Source organism: Streptosporangium sp. NPDC006013, from assembly GCF_040614275.1.
GTDB lineage: Bacteria > Actinomycetota > Actinomycetes > Streptosporangiales > Streptosporangiaceae > Streptosporangium.
This window is the reverse complement of the sequence record NZ_JBEXUE010000201.1, coordinates 1-17129: the sequence shown is the minus strand read 5'-3', so window position 1 is coordinate 17129 and position 17129 is coordinate 1. Positions and strand designations below refer to the sequence as shown.

At 69.3% G+C, this 17129-nt stretch carries 15 protein-coding genes; 13 read left to right on the top strand and 2 right to left on the bottom strand.

The window, feature by feature from the left end; genetic code table 11:
* Nucleotides 1-162 precede the first annotated feature (162 nt).
* The 10 genes from pdxT to ABZ260_RS27365 all read left to right on the top strand — a co-directional run bounded on the left by pdxT (nucleotide 163) and on the right by ABZ260_RS27365 (nucleotide 10555).
* The gene (pdxT, locus tag ABZ260_RS27410; protein ID WP_355623292.1) at nucleotides 163-753 is read left to right on the top strand and encodes a pyridoxal 5'-phosphate synthase glutaminase subunit PdxT; all 591 of its coding nucleotides are present in this window, start codon (nucleotides 163-165) and stop codon (nucleotides 751-753) included.
* Between the two features lie 3 nt (nucleotides 754-756).
* Nucleotides 757-1509: a YebC/PmpR family DNA-binding transcriptional regulator gene (locus tag ABZ260_RS27405; RefSeq protein WP_326638806.1), complete on the top strand. Its 753-nt coding sequence runs from the start codon at nucleotides 757-759 to the stop codon at nucleotides 1507-1509.
* 189 nt (nucleotides 1510-1698) lie between these two features.
* Nucleotides 1699-2286 (top strand): crossover junction endodeoxyribonuclease RuvC, encoded by a 588-nt coding sequence (gene ruvC / locus ABZ260_RS27400; protein ID WP_350927351.1) that lies wholly within the window; start codon nucleotides 1699-1701, stop codon nucleotides 2284-2286.
* Nucleotides 2283-2903, top strand: coding sequence for a Holliday junction branch migration protein RuvA (gene ruvA, locus ABZ260_RS27395; protein ID WP_355623289.1), 621 nt, complete (start codon nucleotides 2283-2285; stop codon nucleotides 2901-2903). Before ruvC ends, ruvA begins: the two co-directional genes overlap by 4 nt.
* A gap of 73 nt (nucleotides 2904-2976) precedes the next feature.
* Nucleotides 2977-4035, top strand: coding sequence for a Holliday junction branch migration DNA helicase RuvB (gene ruvB / locus ABZ260_RS27390; RefSeq protein ID WP_355623286.1), 1059 nt, complete (start codon nucleotides 2977-2979; stop codon nucleotides 4033-4035).
* Nucleotides 4036-4261: 226 nt separating this feature from the next.
* Complete coding sequence (gene yajC / locus ABZ260_RS27385; RefSeq protein WP_355623283.1) at nucleotides 4262-4624, top strand: preprotein translocase subunit YajC; 363 nt, start codon at nucleotides 4262-4264, stop codon at nucleotides 4622-4624.
* 79 nt (nucleotides 4625-4703) lie between these two features.
* Nucleotides 4704-6452, top strand: a complete 1749-nt coding sequence (gene secD / locus ABZ260_RS27380) for a protein translocase subunit SecD (protein WP_355623279.1) — start codon at nucleotides 4704-4706, stop codon at nucleotides 6450-6452.
* Entirely contained in the window at nucleotides 6452-7525 is a 1074-nt protein-coding gene (gene secF, locus ABZ260_RS27375; protein ID WP_355623276.1) for a protein translocase subunit SecF, read from the top strand. The genes secD and secF overlap by 1 nt, the downstream gene beginning before the upstream one ends.
* Before the next feature lie 79 nt (nucleotides 7526-7604).
* Nucleotides 7605-8123 carry an adenine phosphoribosyltransferase gene (locus tag ABZ260_RS27370; RefSeq protein ID WP_355553633.1) on the top strand — a complete coding sequence of 173 codons (519 nt, stop codon included), beginning with the start codon at nucleotides 7605-7607 and terminating at the stop codon, nucleotides 8121-8123.
* 236 nt (nucleotides 8124-8359) lie between these two features.
* On the top strand, nucleotides 8360-10555 hold the full coding sequence (locus ABZ260_RS27365; RefSeq protein ID WP_350927282.1) for a bifunctional (p)ppGpp synthetase/guanosine-3',5'-bis(diphosphate) 3'-pyrophosphohydrolase: 2196 nt from the start codon (nucleotides 8360-8362) through the stop codon (nucleotides 10553-10555).
* A 159-nt stretch (nucleotides 10556-10714) separates the two neighbouring features.
* On the opposite strand, the gene ABZ260_RS27360 is transcribed toward ABZ260_RS27365, so the two are convergent.
* Entirely contained in the window at nucleotides 10715-11944 is a 1230-nt protein-coding gene (locus ABZ260_RS27360; RefSeq protein ID WP_355623273.1) for a DUF349 domain-containing protein, read from the bottom strand.
* Between the two features lie 59 nt (nucleotides 11945-12003).
* The gene (locus ABZ260_RS27355) at nucleotides 12004-12870 is read right to left on the bottom strand and encodes a peptidylprolyl isomerase (protein ID WP_355553640.1); all 867 of its coding nucleotides are present in this window, start codon (nucleotides 12868-12870) and stop codon (nucleotides 12004-12006) included.
* A 147-nt stretch (nucleotides 12871-13017) separates the two neighbouring features.
* Here ABZ260_RS27355 and ABZ260_RS27350 point away from each other — a divergent pair, with 147 nt between their 5' ends.
* Genes ABZ260_RS27350 through aspS form a run of 3 tightly spaced genes read left to right on the top strand, consistent with a single transcriptional unit; the run spans nucleotide 13018 to nucleotide 16748 of the window.
* A complete protein-coding gene (locus tag ABZ260_RS27350; RefSeq protein WP_350927288.1) occupies nucleotides 13018-13746 on the top strand; it encodes an MBL fold metallo-hydrolase in 729 nt (242 codons plus the stop codon).
* Between the two features lie 3 nt (nucleotides 13747-13749).
* Nucleotides 13750-15015: a histidine--tRNA ligase gene (gene hisS, locus ABZ260_RS27345; protein ID WP_355623269.1), complete on the top strand. Its 1266-nt coding sequence runs from the start codon at nucleotides 13750-13752 to the stop codon at nucleotides 15013-15015.
* Nucleotides 15012-16748 (top strand): aspartate--tRNA ligase, encoded by a 1737-nt coding sequence (aspS, locus tag ABZ260_RS27340; protein WP_355623266.1) that lies wholly within the window; start codon nucleotides 15012-15014, stop codon nucleotides 16746-16748. Before hisS ends, aspS begins: the two co-directional genes overlap by 4 nt.
* The last annotated feature ends 381 nt before the right edge of the window (nucleotides 16749-17129 follow it).

Genomic DNA, 17129 nt, shown 5'->3' with positions numbered 1-17129 from the left:
GGCGGTCAGGATGGGCCTGCTCGTCGACGACCTGCTGATGCTCGCCCGGATGGACCAGCAACGGCCGCTGGTCATGCGCCCGGTCGACCTGCCCAGTTTGGGGTGATCCGTGGGTGGCCATACCCTGAAAGGGACGTTTCTTTTCCAGGGGAAGGACCATCGGTGACCATCGTCCCGACGATCGGCGTGTTCGCGCTCCAAGGCGACGTGCGCGAGCACGTGCGCTCGCTGGAGGCGGTGGGTGCCAGAGCGGTCGCCGTACGGCGCCCCCACGAGCTGGAGGCGGTCGACGGCCTCGTCATCCCGGGCGGCGAGTCCACCACGATGTGGAAGCTCGCCGAGATCTTTGAGCTGCTCGAACCGCTCCGGATGCGGATCAAGGCCGGGATGCCCGCCTATGGCTCCTGCGCCGGCATGATCATGCTGGCGGACCGGATCGAGGGCGGCGTCGAGGGCCAGCAGACGATCGGCGGCATCGACATGGTCGTTCGGCGCAACGCCTTCGGCCGCCAGGTCGACTCCTTCGAGGCCGACGTCGACTTCGCCGGCCGCGGTGCCATGCGGGCGGTCTTCATCCGCGCACCCTGGGTGGAATCCGTGGGTTCGGGGGTCGAAGTGCTGGCGTTGGCCGAACCTGGAGATAGGATCGTCGCGGTCCGTCAAGGACCGCTGCTCGCCACATCCTTCCACCCGGAGATTACCGGGGATGTTGGTGTGCATTCATATTTCGCTGAGATGGTGAGGGAGCTCTAGGGGATGTCCGGCCACTCCAAATGGGCGACGACGAAGCACAAGAAGGCGGCGCTTGATTCCAAGCGCGGCAAGCTGTTCGCCAAGCTCATCAAGAACATCGAGGTCGCGGCACGGACGGGCGGCCCCGATCCGGACGGCAACCCGACGCTGTACGACGCCATCACCAAGGCGCGCAAGAGCTCGGTTCCGATCGACAACATCGAGCGCGCCCGCAAGCGCGGCGGCGGCCTGGAGGCCGGCGGCGCCGACTGGCAGACCATCATGTACGAGGGCTACGCCCCCGGCGGCGTCGCGGTGCTGATCGAGTGCCTCACCGACAACCGCAACCGCGCGGCTTCCGAGGTCCGTGTCGCGCTGACCCGCAACGGTGGTTCGCTGGCCGACCCGGGCTCGGTGTCCTACATGTTCAACCGCAAGGGCGTCGTGCTCGTCCCCAAGGGCGAGCTGGGTGAGGACGACGTGCTGACCGCGGTCCTCGACGCGGGTGCCGAGGAGGTCAACGACCTGGGCGACCAGTTCGAGGTCGTCTCCGAGGCCACCGACCTCGTCCCGGTCCGCAAGGCCCTGCAGGAGGCCGGGATCGACTACGACTCGGCCGAGTCCGGCTTCATGCCGACGATGAACGTCCCGCTCGACGAGGACGGCGCCCGCAAGGTCTTCAGGCTGATCGACGCCCTTGAGGACAGTGACGACGTACAGAACGTCTGGGCCAACTTCGACGTCTCCGACGAGGTCATGGAGAAGCTCGACGCGTGATCTCGCGCTTCGGCGTCCCCGCCGCGGAACTCCGGGCGGTGACCGCCCTCGCCGTGCCCCACGTGCTCGACCGCCGCTGACACTTCCCGCGGGCCCCGCGAGGGCCGTGCGCGACGTGCTCTCAGGCGGTAGAGTCTGGCACCGAACAGGTGTTCGGCGAGCGGAGGCGTGCCGGTGCGGTTGCCCGAACTGCGGGTCATGGGGGTCGATCCCGGGCTTACCCGATGCGGGCTCGGCGCCGTCGAGGGGAGGCCGGGCGCGCCGCTGAGCCTGGTCAAGGTCGGAGTGGTCCGCACCCCCGCCGACGACGAGATCGGCGCCCGGCTGGTGGCGATCGAGACCGGCATAGAGCAGTGGCTCGACGAGCTCGAACCCGACGCGGTGGCCGTGGAGCGGGTCTTCGCCCAGCACAACCTCAGGACCGTGATGGGCACCGCGCAGGCCTCCGCCGTGGCGATCCTGTGCGCCTCCCGCAGGGGGCTGCCGGTCGCCCTGCACACGCCGTCCGAGGTCAAGGCGGCGATCACCGGCAGCGGCACGGCCGACAAGCAGCAGGTCGGCACGATGGTGACCCGGCTGCTGCGGCTGGACGCCATGCCCAAGCCCGCCGACGCCGCCGACGCGCTCGCCCTCGCGATCTGCCACGTGTGGCGGGGCGGAGCCCAGAGCAGGCTGGCCGAGGCCGCCGCGAAGGCGGCGAGCGGCCCCGGCACGAGTGCGGCGGCCTACTTCCGCGGCCGGGGCAGGGCCGGATACCCGAGAGGAACCACGAAGTGATCGCCTCGGTACGAGGACAGGTGACCGCGATCGCCCCCGACGGGGCGGTCGTCGAGGTGGGCGGGGTGGGAGTGCTCGTGCACTGCACGCCGGGCACGCTGGCGACGCTCAGAACGGGGGAGGAGGCCCGGCTGGCCACCTCGCTGGTGGTCCGCGAGGAGTCGCTGACGCTGTTCGGCTTCGCCACCGACGACGAGCGCGGGATCTTCGAGATGCTGCAGACGGCCAGCGGGGTCGGCCCCAAGGTCGCGCTGGCGATGCTGGCCGTGCACACCCCCAACGCGCTCAGGATGGCCGTGGCCACCGCCGACGTCAAGGCGCTGACCAGGGTACCCGGGGTGGGCCCGAAGGGCGCCCAGCGGATCATCGTCGACCTCAAGGGCAAGCTCGGCACGCCTGAGGAGGCGGTCAACGCCGCGCTCAACGGCCGCGCCGCCGCGCCCGCCTGGCGCGATCAGGTCCACTCCGGCCTGGTCGGCCTGGGCTACTCGATACGGGACGCGGACGAGGCGGTCGCCGCCGTCGCGCCCCGGGCCGACGCCGAACTGGCCGAGGGCCGCACCCCGCAGGTGGCGGCGCTGCTCAAGGCGGCACTCAGCGCGCTGAGCACGCGATGAGAGGCTCGACGGGGAAGACGCGGCGGGGAGAGCGCGGGCGCCTCCGCCGTACGGTGAGCAGAGGTGGGGCGGCGTGAGTTTCGAACGGGATCTGGCGTCGCCGGACGCCGAGGGCGACGAGAGGAACATCGAGGCGGCGCTGCGGCCCAAGCGGCTGGAGGAGTTCATCGGGCAGGCACGGGTGCGCGAGCAGCTGTCCCTGGTGCTGCAGAGCGCGCTGCGGCGCAACCGGCCGCCGGACCACGTGCTGATGAGCGGCGGTCCCGGGCTGGGCAAGACGACCCTCTCCATGATCATCGCGACCGAGCTCTCCGTGCCGCTCCGGATCACCTCGGGGCCCGCGCTCGAGCGGGCCGGTGACCTCGCGGCGATCCTGTCGACCCTCTCGGAGGGCGAGGTGCTGTTCATCGACGAGATCCACCGCATGGCCAGGCCCGCCGAGGAGATGCTCTACCTCGCGATGGAGGACTTCCGCGTCGACATCGTGGTGGGCAAGGGGCCGGGGGCGACCGCGATCCCGCTGGAGATCGCCCCGTTCACCCTGGTCGGGGCCACCACCAGGGCCGGTATGCTCCCCGCGCCGCTGCGTGACCGCTTCGGCTTCGTCGCGCACATGGACTTCTACGGGGTCGCCGAGCTGGAGCAGGTGCTGCACCGCTCCTCGCGCCTGCTGGGCGTGACGCTGCCGGGCGACGCCGCCACCGAGATCGCCGGCCGCTCGCGGGGCACGCCCCGCATCGCCAACCGCCTGCTGCGCAGGGTCCGCGACTTCGCCGAGGTGCGCGCGGAAGGCATCGTCACCAGGGACGTCGCCTCCGCCGCGCTCAACCTCTACGAGGTCGACGCCGAGGGGCTCGACAGGCTCGACCGGGCGGTGCTCGGAGCGCTGCTGCGCAAGTTCGGCGGCGGCCCGGTGGGGCTGTCGACGCTGGCGGTAGCGGTGGGGGAGGAGCCGGAGACGGTCGAGGTGGTCGCCGAGCCGTTCCTGGTGCGGCAGGGCCTGCTGGCCCGCACCCCCCGTGGCCGGGTCGCGACCGCCGCGGCCTGGACCCACCTGGGGCTGGTGCCCCCGCCGGACGCCTTCGGCGCCTCGCTCCTCATCGATCTTGGGGATGATGCTGAGCAAATCTAGCGTTGTGCATCGGTAGGGGAGACGTACAAGCTTGATCACAGATGGATGACAAGTGTATCGAAATGGGAACTTCCCTGCGTGCCGAATCGTGACTTCGTTGCCGCGCTTCTAACAACTCGCCTAAACTCCGAGCCTTGGCTGGCTGTGTAGGCTGACGTGCTGAGCGGCGTGGTCGTATATGACGTCCGGTTTCACGCCGGTCATTCTCAAGAGAGGGAGCGGCCCTGTGGGCGGCAACTATTCAAGCCTGATCATGATCGCTCTCATGGTCGTGGTCTTCTACTTCCTGCTGATCCGACCGCAGCGCAAGCGGCAGCAGGAGCAGGTCAAGATGCAGAACAGCCTCGCGCCGGGCACCGGTGTCATGACCACGACGGGTCTTTTCGGGACCGTGGTGGCCATCGACGCCGACGACGTGATCCTGGAGATCGCCCCCGGTGTGGAGACTCGCTGGGTGAAAGCGGCGATCGGCCGCGTCCTGGTTCCCGTCGACGATGTGGAGGAGGATGTCAAGGCCGTCGACCACGACGTCGCGGAGACCGCCGAGCAGCAGAGCGAAGAGCGCGACTCGGCGAGCAAGAAACTGTGAGTAGGTTCACCACCAATCCCCTATAACCGAAAGTCGACCAGTGGCCCGACCGACCAGCGGCCAGAGCAGACCGGGGCGCATGCTCCTGGTGCTTCTGGCGATCATTCTCGCCATGGGAGGGGTGATGCTCCTCAACAAGGCGTACACCCCGGAATATGGCCTCGACCTCGCCGGCGGCACGACAGTGACGCTGCAGCCCATCACCCCGAACGGAAGCGCTCCCTCCCAGGAGAGTCTCGATCTGGCGGTGAACATCATCCGCGAGCGGGTGAACGGCAGCGGCATCTCCGACGCCGAGGTCGCCAAGTCCGGTGACAACATCGTCATCTCCGTCCCCGGAGTTGGCCAGGAGGAAGTCGTCAAGCTGGTCGGCACCACTGCGGAACTGCGGTTCCGCCAGGTGCTGGCGATCGGGGCCGGATCGCCTCCGCCCCCCGGGGAGCTGGCCACCCAGCCGCCGACGCCGTCCCCCTCGCCCGCCACCTCCGGGGGCAAGGGAACCAGGGCGCCCAAGCCCACCGAGTCCACGGTGCCGAAGCCGGCCGCGACAGCCGCCCCCGACACGAGCACCTCGCCCGCCGGGCGCGCCCTGTCGTCGGGGCTGCTCAAACCAAGCCCAGGAGCAAGCTCCGAGTCCTCTACGGAGCCTGCTCAACCCGGCGACCAGTCTTCCAAGCCGGGTGACGGCACCGCCGCGCCGACGGCCCCGCCGGCGGCGGCCGAGGACCCCATGGCGGGCGTCGACCCCACCGGGATCGACCCGGCGGCCCTCAAGGAGTTCCAGACGCTCGACTGCGCCAAGCAGACGAACCGAGGGGCACAGGACGCGCCGGACAAGCAGTACGTGGGCTGCAGCACCGACGGCAGCACCAAGTTCATCCTCGACAAGGCGGCCGTGACCGGCACCTCGATCGACAGCGCGTCCTCAGGCGTCGACCAGACCACCGGCGAGTGGCTCGTCCAGCTCTCCTTCAAGGGCCAGGGCCCCGACCAGTGGTCGAAGATCACCACCACCGCCTTCAACTCGCAGGCCCCCCGCAACCAGATCGCCATGGTCCTCGACGGCATGGTCATCTCCGCGCCGGTCATCCAGGAGCCGATCACCGGCGGCCGTGCGCAGATCTCCGGCAACTTCACCCAGGTGAGCGCCGACGAGCTGGCCAACCAGCTCAAGTACGGCGCGCTCCCGCTGAAGTTCGAGAAGAGCTCCATCGACGAGGTCTCCTCCACCCTGGGCGCCGACCAGTTGCGCGGCGGCCTCATCGCGGGCGCGATCGGCCTGCTGCTGGTCGTGATCTACTCGATGCTCTACTACCGGGGCCTGGGCGTCGTCTCGGTGCTGAGCCTCCTGGTGGCGTCGGTCGTGACCTACCAGTCGGTGGTGCTGCTCGGCGCGTTCGCCGGCTTCCGCCTCTCGTTGCCGCACATCATCGGCCTGATCGTCTCGATCGGTATCACCGCCGACTCGTTCATCGTCTACTTCGAGCGCATCCGTGACGAGATGAAGGAAGGCCGCCGCTCGCTGCGTACGGCGATCGAGGTCGCCTGGGTCCGGGCCCGGCGGACGATCCTCATCGCGGACGCCGTCATGTTCATCGCCGCCGTGGTGCTGTACTTCCTGGCGGTCGGCGGTGTGGCCGGGTTCGCCTTCGCGATGGGCCTGACCACGCTCATCGACATCGCGGTGGTGTTCATGTTCACCAAGCCGTTCGTCGCGATGCTGGCGAGGCTGAAGTTCTTCGCCAGGGGTCACAAGCTCTCCGGCCTCGACGCCGAACGCATGAGCGAGACCGTCACCGCTCCCAAGTCCGCTCCGCAGGAGGCCTGATGTCCGGCATCGCGCGCCGGCTGTACCGGGGCGAGGTCAACGTCGACTTCGTCGGCCGCAGGAAGCTCTGGTACAGCCTCTCCGTAATCCTGCTGGCGATCTCCATCGCCGGTCTGGTCTTCAACGGCCTCAACCTGGGCGTGGAGTTCAAGGGCGGATCCGTCTTCTCCTTCAAGGCCCCGGCGTCCGTCAACATCGAGCAGGTGCGCGGCACGTTCACCGAGGCCGGTGTGCACCAGGTCATCGCGCAGACGACCCAGAACGGCTGGCGGGTCACCACGGAGAGCCTCCCGGCCGATCAGGTCACCGCGGTCCAGAAGGCGGTGGCGGGCGAGTTCAAGCTGCCGCAGAACGAGGTCAACCTGCAGGTGATCGGTGCCTCCTGGGGCGGCCAGGTGGCCAACAAGGCCATCATCGGACTGATCGTCTTCATGCTGGCGATCATCCTGTACCTGACGATGGCCTTCGAGTGGAAGATGGCGCTGTCGGCCGTCGTGGCACTGCTGCACGACCTGGTGATCACCGCCGGCGTCTACGCCTGGTCCGGCTTCGAGGTCACCCCGGCGACCCTGCTGGGCTTCCTGACGATCCTCGGATACTCGCTGTACGACGCCGTCGTCGTCTTCGACATGATCAAGGAGGTCACCGCCAAGCTCGGCACGACCTCCAAGATGACCTACACCGAGGCCGCCAACAACGCGCTGAACCACACGCTGATCCGGTCGCTGAACACCACCCTGGTGGCGATCCTGCCGGTCGCGGCGATCCTCTTCATCGGCACCACGCTGTTCGGCGCCGGTACCCTGAAGGACCTGTCGCTGGCCCTGTTCGTCGGCATGATCGTCGGAACCTACTCCTCGCTGTGCGTCGCGACGCCACTGCTGGTCACGCTGAAGGAGCGCGAGCCGCGCTACCAGGCGATCGCCCGCAGGCTCGCCGCCCACGGGGGTGGCTCCGGGGGCAGGACGACGCGCCAGCCGGTCACCGCCGGAGCGTCCAACGGTACCGCCAACGGGGCCACCACCGTGGCCAACGGGGCCGCGGCCGGTGGCGACAAACGCAAGAAGAAGTAAGCTCCGAGCAGTTCGCGCCTCCGCTCCCTGCCCAGGGGGCGGAGGCGTTTTCCTTCCCCCTTTCCAAGGAGTGCCGACCATGACCGAGCTGAGCAGGCTGATCCTTGATCGCATCCGTGACGTGCCCGACTACCCGCAGCCCGGGGTGATGTTCAAGGACATCACCCCGCTGCTCGCCGACCCGGTGGCGTTCGGCGCGGTGACCAAGGCGCTCGCCGGGCTGTACGAGGTGGACAAGATCGTTGGAATCGAGGCGCGGGGATTCATCCTGGCCGCCCCGGTCGCCTGCCAGGCGGGCGCGGGCTTCGTCCCGGTACGGAAGAAAGGCAAACTGCCCTCTGAGACGCTTGAGGCGTCCTACGATCTGGAGTACGGCTCCGCCATCATCGAGGTTCACCGGGACGCCTTCACCCCCGGAGAGCGCGTCCTCATCGTCGACGACGTGCTCGCCACGGGAGGGACGGCGCGCGCGGCGGTGGAGCTGGTCCGCGAGGCGGGTGCCGAGGTCGTCGGTCTCGCCGTGCTCATGGAGCTGGCCTTCCTCAAGGGTCGCGAGCGCCTGACGGACGTCGAGTTGCACTCCCTCGTCGTCGTTTGATCGACCCGCGGACAAAAGCACACAACCCCGTCTGGATACACTGAGGGATCTGGACTCGAACGTGAGGAGTCTGAGTGCCCCGTGATGTGGTCGTCCCCGACACGACCGCCAACGGTGGCGGTCCCGAGATGGCCGTCCCAGCAGGCGACGCCGGCTCCGCCATGTCCGGAGCCGTCGAGGAGAAGCCGGCGGTAAGGCGAAGGCTCGCACGTTTTGGGGGGCAATGGGGTGGCGGCATGAATCCGGTTCTGGAGCCGCTGTTCCGCACGGTCCGCGCTACCCATCCGAAGGCGGACCTGCGGCTCATCGAGCGCGCCTACGACGTGGCGGCCTATCACCACCGCGACCAGAAGCGCAAAAGCGGTGACCCGTACATCACCCACCCGCTGGCGGTGGCGACGATCCTGGCCGAGCTCGGCACCGACGACGAGACGCTGTGCGCCGCGCTGCTGCACGACACCGTCGAGGACACCGCCTACGGCCTGGACGAGCTGCGCTCGGACTTCGGCGACAACATCGCACTGCTGGTCGACGGCGTCACCAAGCTCGACAAGGTCAAGTTCGGCGCCGCGGCCGAGGCCGAGACCGTACGCAAGATGGTCGTGGCGATGTCCCGGGACATCCGGGTGCTGGTGATCAAGCTCGCCGACCGGCTGCACAACATGCGCACCATGCGCTACCTGCCCGAGCACAAGCGGCACCAGAAGTCCCGCGAGACGCTGGAGATCTTCGCGCCGCTCGCCCACCGGCTGGGCATGAACACCATCAAGTGGGAGCTGGAGGACCTCGCGTTCGCCATGCTCTACCCCAAGCGCTACGACGAGATCGCCCGGATGGTCTCGGAACGGGCCCCGCGCAGGGACCTGTTCCTGCAGGAGGTCATCGAGAAGGTCTCCGGCGACCTGCGCGACGCCAAGATCCGCGCGGCCGTCAAGGGCCGCCCCAAGCACTACTACTCCGTCTACCAGAAGATGATCGCCAGGGACGTCGCCTTCGACGACATCTACGACCTGGTCGGCATCCGGGTGCTGGTCGACACGGTCCGCGACTGCTACGCGGCACTCGGAACGATTCACGCGCGATGGAACCCGGTGCCCGGCCGGTTCAAGGACTACATCGCGATGCCCAAGTTCAACATGTACCAGTCGCTGCACACCACGGTCATCGGCCCGGAGGGCAAGCCGGTGGAGCTGCAGATCCGTACCCACGGGATGCACCACAGGGCCGAGTACGGCGTGGCGGCGCACTGGAAGTACAAGGAGGACATGACCACCTCCGGTCCTCCGGGGGCGAAGCTGAAGCCCGCCAGCGACATGGCGTGGCTGCGCCAGCTCCTCGACTGGCAGAAGGAGACCGCCGACCCGGGGGAGTTCCTGGAGTCGCTCAGGTTCGACCTGTCGGTCTCGGAGGTCTACGTCTTCACGCCCCGGGGTCAGGTCATCGCCCTGCCCGAGAACGCGACGCCCGTCGACTTCGCCTACGCCGTGCACACCGAGGTGGGGCACCGTTGCATCGGAGCCAGGGTCAACGGCCGCCTGGTGCCCCTGGAGTCGCGGCTGGGCAACGGCGACACGGTGGAGATCTTCACCTCCAAGTCGCCCGACGCGGGCCCCTCGCGTGACTGGCTGAAGTTCGTCAAGTCGGGACGGGCCCGTAACAAGATCCGGCAGTGGTTCTCCAAGGAGCGCCGCGAGACCGCGATCGAGGCGGGCAAGGAGGCGATCGGCCGCGCCATGCGCAAGCAGGGCCTGCCGCTGCAGCGCCTGATGTCCGGAGAGTCCCTCCTGGCCCTCGCCAGGGATCTGCGCTACCCGGACGTCTCCGCGCTCTACGCGGCCGTGGGAGAGGGCCACATCGCCGCGCAGGCGGTCGTGCAGAAGCTCGTGACGTCCATCGGAGGAGTGGACGGCGCGGAAGAGGACATCGCCGAGGCCTCCGTGCCGACCAAGCTGCGCGGCCGTCCCCGGGGCAGTGGCGGTGCCGGAGTGGTCGTCGCGGGCGACTCCGACGTCTGGGTCCGCCTGTCGCGATGTTGCACTCCCGTGCCCGGCGATGAGATCGTCGGTTTCGTCACCCGCGGGCATGGCGTGTCGGTGCACCGCACCAACTGTCCCAACATGGATCAGCTCAAGTCCGAGCCCGACCGCCTGGTCGAGGTCGCCTGGTCCGCCGCGGACGACTCGGTGTTCCTGGTCGCGCTGCAGGTCGAGGCGCTCGACCGGCCGCGCCTGCTCTCCGACGTGACCCGCACGCTCTCCGACCAGCACGTCAACATCCTGTCGGCGTCGGTGACGACGTCCAGGGACAGGGTGGCGATCAGCAAGTTCACCTTCGAGATGGGCGACCCCAAGCATCTGGGTCACGTCCTGAAGGCCGTCCGCAACATCCAGGGCGTCTACGACGTCTACCGGGTCAGCGGCGCCGGTTCCTGAGCGTCGGGCGCCCTCGGATTCTCCGAGCAGGGGAGGCGCCGACGCCCTATCGCCGACGCCCCATCGCGAACGTCAGGGCCACGGAGGACGCTCCCCGGTCGGGAAGCCCTCCGCGGCCCTGTCGGTCCTTCAGATCGCGTCAGCCGCTCGCGAAAGGGGTCAGGAGAACTCGGCGAGCGTGCGCTCGGCCTCCTCCAGCCAGGAACGGCGGGCGGCCAGGGCCTCCTCGGTGTCCTTGACGTCCTTGTCCCTGCCCGCGTCCCTGGCCTTGGCCAGGCGGCCCTCCAGCTGCGCGATCGACTTGCGCAGCTGGTCGACCGTGTTCTGGGCGCGGGCGCGTGCCTCGGGGTTGGAGCGCTTCCACTCCGCCTCCTCGGCCTTGCGGACCGCGTCGTCGATCTTGCGCAGGCCACCCTCCAGCCGGTCGCGCTGCTCGCGCGGGACCGGGCCCGCGGCCTCCCAGCGCTCCAGGATGCCGCGCAGGGCGCTCCTGGCCGCACGGGCGTCGGTGACCGGGAGGATCTTCTCGGCCTCGGTCAGGAGTTGCTCCTTGACCTCGGCGTTGGCCGCCAGCGAGGCGTCGCGCTCGGCGAAGACGGCCGAACGCGCCTGGAAGAACTGGTCCTGGGCGCCCTTGAAACGGCCCCAGAGCTCGTCCTCGACCTCCCGGGAGGCCCGGCCTGCGGACTTCCACTCCTGCATCAGCTCGCGGTAGGCCGACGCGGTGGAACCCCAGTCGGTGGACGAGGCCAGCGCCTCGGCCTCGGCCACGATGCGCTCCTTGGTGGAGCGCACGCCCTCGCGCTGCTCGTCCAGCCCCGCGAAATAGGCCTTGCGCCGCTTGGCGAAAGCCGTGCGGGCCGCCGACAGGCGCTTCCACAGCGCCGCCTCGGTCACCCGGTCGATGCGCTCGGCGGCCTTCCACTCCTCGATCAGCTGGCGCAGCCGCTCGCCACCGGTCTTCCAGTGGGTGGTGTCGTCGGCGATGCGCTCGGCCTCGGCGACGATCCGCTCCTTGACGCCCTTGGCCTCGGCCCTGGCCACGTCGCGAGCGGCCTTGACCTCCTCCCGGCGCTGGGCGACCAGCTCCGTGAGGGTGTTGAGGCGGTTCAGCAGCGCGTCGAGATCACCGACCGCGTGCGCGTCGGTGATCGCCTCACGGAGCTTGACGATGGTCGCCTCCGCCTGGGCGGGCGGCAGGTCGGTGCCGCGGACCCGCTGTTCGAGCAGGGTGACCTGCCCGGCCAGCTCGTCGAACTTGCGATGGAAGTAGGCGAGTGCCTCTTCCGGTTCGCCGGCCTGCCAGGACCCGACGGCCCGTTCTCCCTCAGCCGTACGTACGTAGACGGTGCCGTCGTCGTCTACCCGGCCCCACGGGTCGGTGCTCACCGTGTCCTCCCGCACTTTCATCAGCCTTTCGGGACTTACCGCCCCTTGTATGTATTACGTCAGCTCTTGCTGGACATTGTCACGTCTTTGATTTCGAGGGTTTCCTTCGGTGCCCCGGTGCCGTCAGGTCCCGGAGTGATGACGCCCGCCTTGTTCACCTTGTCGAGGATCTCCAGGCCCTTGGTGACCGTACCGAAGGGTGTGTAGTCCGGCGTCAGTGGGGCGTCGCCGTACACGAGGAAGAACTGGCTGCCGTTGGTGTCGGGACCGCTGTTGGCCATGGCCACGACGCCGCGCGTGTACTTGGCGCCCTCCAGGTTCTCGTTGACGAAGCGGTAGCCCGGGCCACCCTGACCGTCGGTGGGGTTCTTGCCGTCGGCCTTGGCCAGCGGGTCGCCGCACTGCAGCATCGGGAACTGGTCGGAGCCCAGCCGGTGACACTTGGAGCCGTCAAAGTACTTCTTCTGCGCCAGGAAGGCGAAGGAGTTGACGGTGCACGGTGTCTTGTCGGCCGACACCTCGATGACGATGTCGCCCTGGTTGGTCTTCAGGGTCATCGTCGTGGGAGTCTTGTCGACCTTCGCCGGAGGCAGGCCCACGTCCTTGGTCGTGCCGCCTTCCGAGGCGACGTAGCCGCAGGTGCCGCCGGCCGCGTCGAAGGCCGTCGGTTGCGCGCCGGCGTCCGCGGAGGCCGTCTCCGAGGGGTTCCCCGAGGGTGCCGGATCGGCGGTCGCCGTCGTGTCGGAACCCCCGAACACGTTGGTCGCGACGATCACACCCGCCACGGCCAGCACACCGACCACACTGGTGCCGATGAGTGCGATGCGCTTGGCCCTGGCGACCTTGGCCTCACGTTCGATGCGCCGCTTCGTCTGCCGCTCGTAGTGCTCGCGCGCCAACTGCTTCTGGCGCTCCCTGCCGCTCACCGCTTCGCCCTCCCGAGTGCCGAGTCGTACTTAATGAGGTGGGCGAATCGTATCGGCCAATGGGTAATGGTTCGCAGCCCGCCGACCCGCACCGGTACCCTTCGGTTACATTCCCATCCGCATTCTTGACGAGATCAGCTGAGGCAGATGCTCATCGCCGGCTTTCCCGCAGGGTCCTTCCAGACCAACTGTTACGTCGTCGCTCCCGCCGCGGGCGAGGAGTGCGTGGTCGTCGATCCCGGCCAGAACGCCGTCGGCGACCTCGATGACCTGCTGCGCGAGCACAGGCTCAAACCGGTCGCGGTGCTGGTCACCCACGGGCACCTCGACCACATGTGGTCGGTCGCCCCGGTCTGCGGCGCGCGTGACGTCCCCGCGTGGATCCATCCCGAAGACCGCGCGCTGCTGTCCGATCCCGGCAAGGGGATGTCGCTGTCCGCGAAACAGCAACTGTTCGGGGGACTGACCTTCACCGAGCCGGACGACGTGCGCGAGCTCGCGGACGGCGAGGTGCTGCGGCTGGCGGGCCTGGAGCTCACCGTCGACCACGCCCCCGGCCATACCAGGGGGTCGGTGACCTTCAGGTTGCCCAGCACCGAGGAGATCCCCGACGTGCTGTTCTCGGGCGATCTGCTCTTCGCCGGCTCCATCGGCCGCACAGATCTTCCAGGCGGCGACTACCCGACCATCCTGCGCAGCCTGGCGGCCAAGTGCCTGCCGCTGCCGGCGGACACGGTGGTGCTGCCCGGCCACGGACCACAGACCACGATCGGCCAAGAGCGTGCCACCAATCCGTATCTCGCGGAGGCGGAGCAGGCCGCGGGCGCAGGCCCCGCGGGTCTCGGGCACGACCGCGGCCCCGGCAGGGGACTTTAGACAATGACTTTGCAGGCGCCCAAGGGCACCTTCGACTGGCTCCCACCGCGTTCGGAGCGGGCGCTCGCCGTACGCGAGGCGCTGACCGCCCCCGCCCGCCGGGCGGGTTACGGCTACATCGAGACGCCGGTCTTCGAGGACACCGCGCTGTTCGTGCGCGGCGTCGGTGAGTCGACGGACATCGTCTCCAAGGAGATGTACACCTTCGAGGACAAGGGCGGGCGCTCCATCACGCTGCGTCCGGAGGGCACCGCCTCGGTGGTGCGCGCGGTCCTCCAGCACGGCCTGCACAACGGGCAGCTTCCGGTGAAGCTCTGGTACTCGGGCAGCCAGTTCCGCTACGAGCGGGCGCAGAAGGGCCGCTACCGCCACTTCTGGCAGGTCGGCGCCGAGGCGCTGGGCTCCGAGGACCCGGCGCTCGACGCCGAGCTGATCCTGCTGGCCGTCGACGGCTACGCCGCGCTGGGGCTCACCGGGGTCCGGCTGCTGATCAACACGCTGGGTGACAGGGAGTGCCGCCCCGTCTACCGGGCCGCGCTCCAGGACTTCCTGCGCGGCCTCGACCTCGACGAGCCCACCCGGCAGCGGATCGAGATCAACCCGCTGCGCGTGCTCGACGACAAGCGCCCCGAGGTGCAGGAGCGGCTGGCCGACGCGCCGCTGGTCGTCGACCACCTGTGCGGGGCGTGCAAGGCCTATCACGAGGAGGTCCGCTCGCTGCTGACCGCCTCCGGCGTGGCCTACACCGACGACCCCCGGCTGGTCCGCGGCCTCGACTACTACACGCGGACCACGTTCGAGTTCGTCCACGACGGGCTCGGCTCCCAGTCCGCGGTCGGTGGCGGGGGCCGCTACGACGGGCTGAGCGAGATGCTCGGCGGTCCCGCCCTGCCCAGCGTCGGCTGGGCGCTCGGCGTCGACCGTACGGTCCTGGCCATGGAGGCCGAGGGCCTGTTCGCGGGCGACGGCGAACAGGCGCGCGTACAGGTGTACGGTGTGCCGCTGGGTGAGGAGGCGCGCCGCCGGATGTTCCTTCTTGTCACCGAGTTGCGCCGGGCGGGCCTGGCCGCTGACATGTCGTTCGGCGGCAAGGGTGTCAAGGGCGCCATGAAGGGCGCCGACCGCTCGGGGGCGAGCCACGCGGTGATCCTCGGCGAGCGTGATATCGCCGCGGGGACCGCGCAGGTCAAGGACCTGGTCAGCGGAGAGCAGACCGCCGTACCACTCGCTGAGATCGTCACGACGTTGAAGGAGAGACTGGACAAATGATCCGCACGCACGAAGCGGGATCACTGCGCGAGGAGCACGCCGGGCAGCAGGTGACGCTCGCCGGATGGGTGGGGCGACGCCGCGACCACGGCGGCGTGGTCTTCATCGACCTGCGTGACGCCTCCGGCTCCGCCCAGGTGGTCTTCCGCGAGGAGGACGACGCCCACGGCCTGCGCGCCGAATACTGCGTCAAGGTCGTCGGGCAGGTGCGGGTCCGCCCCGAGGGCAACGAGAACCCCGACCTGCCGACCGGTGCGATCGAGGTCGTCGCCTCCGAGGTCGAGGTGCTCAGCGAGTCCGCCCCGCTGCCGTTCCCCATTGAAGGCGCGGCGGGCATCTCAGAGGAGGCCAGGCTCAAGTACCGCTACCTCGACATCCGCCGCCATCAGGTCGCGCACGCCATGCGCACCCGTTCCAAGGCCACCTACCTCGCCCACGAGGTGATGAACGAGCACGGGTTCGTCTACGTCGAGACCCCGACGCTGACCCGTTCGACCCCCGAGGGCGCCCGCGACTTCCTCGTCCCGGTCCGGCTCCAGCCGGGCAACTGGTACGCCCTGCCCCAGTCGCCCCAGCTGTTCAAGCAGCTTCTCCAGGTCGCCGGGCTTGAGCGCTACTACCAGCTCGCCAAGTGCTACCGCGACGAGGACCTGCGCGCCGACCGGCAGCCGGAGTTCACCCAGATCGACGTCGAGATGTCCTTCGTGGACCAGGACGACGTCATCGCCCTGGGCGAGGTGCTGATCGGGCGCATCTGGAAGGAGACGGTCGGCTACGACCTGCCGGTGCCGCTGCCCCGGATGACCTACCGCGACGCCATGGCCCGCTACGGCTCCGACAAGCCCGACCTGCGCTTCGGCCAGGAGCTCGTCGAGATGACGGAGTTCTTCGCCGACACCACCTTCCGCGTGTTCCAGGCGCCGTACGTGGGCGCGGTGGTCATGCCGGGCGGTGCCTCGCAGACCCGCAAGGAGCTGGACGGCTGGCAGGAGTGGGCCAGGTCGCGCGGCGCCAAGGGCCTGGCCTACGTGCTCGTCGGGGAGGACGGCACGCTCGGCGGGCCCGTCGCCAAGAACCTGTCGGAGACCGAGGCGGCCGGCCTGGCCGCCAAGGTGGGGGCCGAGCCCGGTGACGCGATCTTCTTCGCGGCCGGTGCGGCCTCCGCCTCCCGCGACCTGCTCGGCGCGGCCCGGCTGGAGATCGGCCGCCGCTGCGACCTGATCGACGAGTCGGTGTGGAACTTCCTGTGGATCGTCGACGCCCCCATGTTCGAGGAGGACGGCGAGGGCGGCTGGACCGCGGTGCACCATCCCTTCACCGGTCCCAAGCCCGAGTGGGCGGACAACTTCCAGGACCACCCCGGCGAGGCCCTGGCCTACGCCTACGACATGGTCTGCAACGGTATGGAGATCGGTGGCGGCTCGATCCGGATCCACCGTGCCGAGATGCAGCAGCGCGTCTTCGACGTGCTCGGCATCTCCAAGGAGGAGGCGGAGAACAAGTTCGGCTTCCTGCTGGAGGCGTTCAAGTACGGCCCGCCGCCGCACGGCGGCATCGCCTACGGCTGGGACCGGATCTGCATGCTCCTGGCGAGAGGTGACTCCATCCGCGACGTCATCGCCTTCCCGAAGACGGCCTCGGGCTTCGACCCGCTGACCGGCGCGCCCACCCCGATCACGGCGGAGCAGCGCAAGGAGGCCGGCGTCGACAGCAGGCCCAAGGCCGACGCCTGATCCGAGGTCCGCACCAGAAGTGACCGAGGGCCCCCGGACGACGTTCCGGGGGCCCTCGGTGCATCCGGGGCAGGTGGCCCCGGTGGTGCTCTCCGCGGGCCTGTCGGGCATCCTGCGCGGCCGGGCGGAGGGTACCGGGCCTTCCGGACGGCACCGGCCCAACGTCCCTTACCCGGCCGCTCCGGCGTCCGCGCCGGTGTCCCGGCTCCCGGGCGGGCGGCCTCGCCCCGAGCCGTACGGGGGTGATACCGCGAGACGCCCCGGCGGTCGGATGACCACCGGGGCGTCTCATCTCGCCCGCGAATGTGAGAATCGGAGTGGTCATCCTCACGATGGGCGACCGGCCGGCCGAACTCACCGCGCTCCTGGACTCCGTCGAGG

What these genes read in the sequence shown, in the direction of transcription:
- ABZ260_RS27405 (WP_326638806.1), top strand. Translation starts at nt 757, where the DNA reads ATGTCCGGCCACTCCAAATGGGCGACGACGAAGCACAAGAAGGCGGCG.
- secD (WP_355623279.1), top strand. Translation starts at nt 4,704, where the DNA reads ATGCTCCTGGTGCTTCTGGCGATCATTCTCGCCATGGGAGGGGTGATG.
- secF (WP_355623276.1), top strand. Translation starts at nt 6,452, where the DNA reads ATGTCCGGCATCGCGCGCCGGCTGTACCGGGGCGAGGTCAACGTCGAC.
- ABZ260_RS27370 (WP_355553633.1), top strand. Translation starts at nt 7,605, where the DNA reads ATGACCGAGCTGAGCAGGCTGATCCTTGATCGCATCCGTGACGTGCCC.
- ABZ260_RS27365 (WP_350927282.1), top strand. Translation starts at nt 8,360, where the DNA reads ATGAATCCGGTTCTGGAGCCGCTGTTCCGCACGGTCCGCGCTACCCAT.
- ABZ260_RS27350 (WP_350927288.1), top strand. Translation starts at nt 13,018, where the DNA reads ATGCTCATCGCCGGCTTTCCCGCAGGGTCCTTCCAGACCAACTGTTAC.
- hisS (WP_355623269.1), top strand. Translation starts at nt 13,750, where the DNA reads ATGACTTTGCAGGCGCCCAAGGGCACCTTCGACTGGCTCCCACCGCGT.
- aspS (WP_355623266.1), top strand. Translation starts at nt 15,012, where the DNA reads ATGATCCGCACGCACGAAGCGGGATCACTGCGCGAGGAGCACGCCGGG.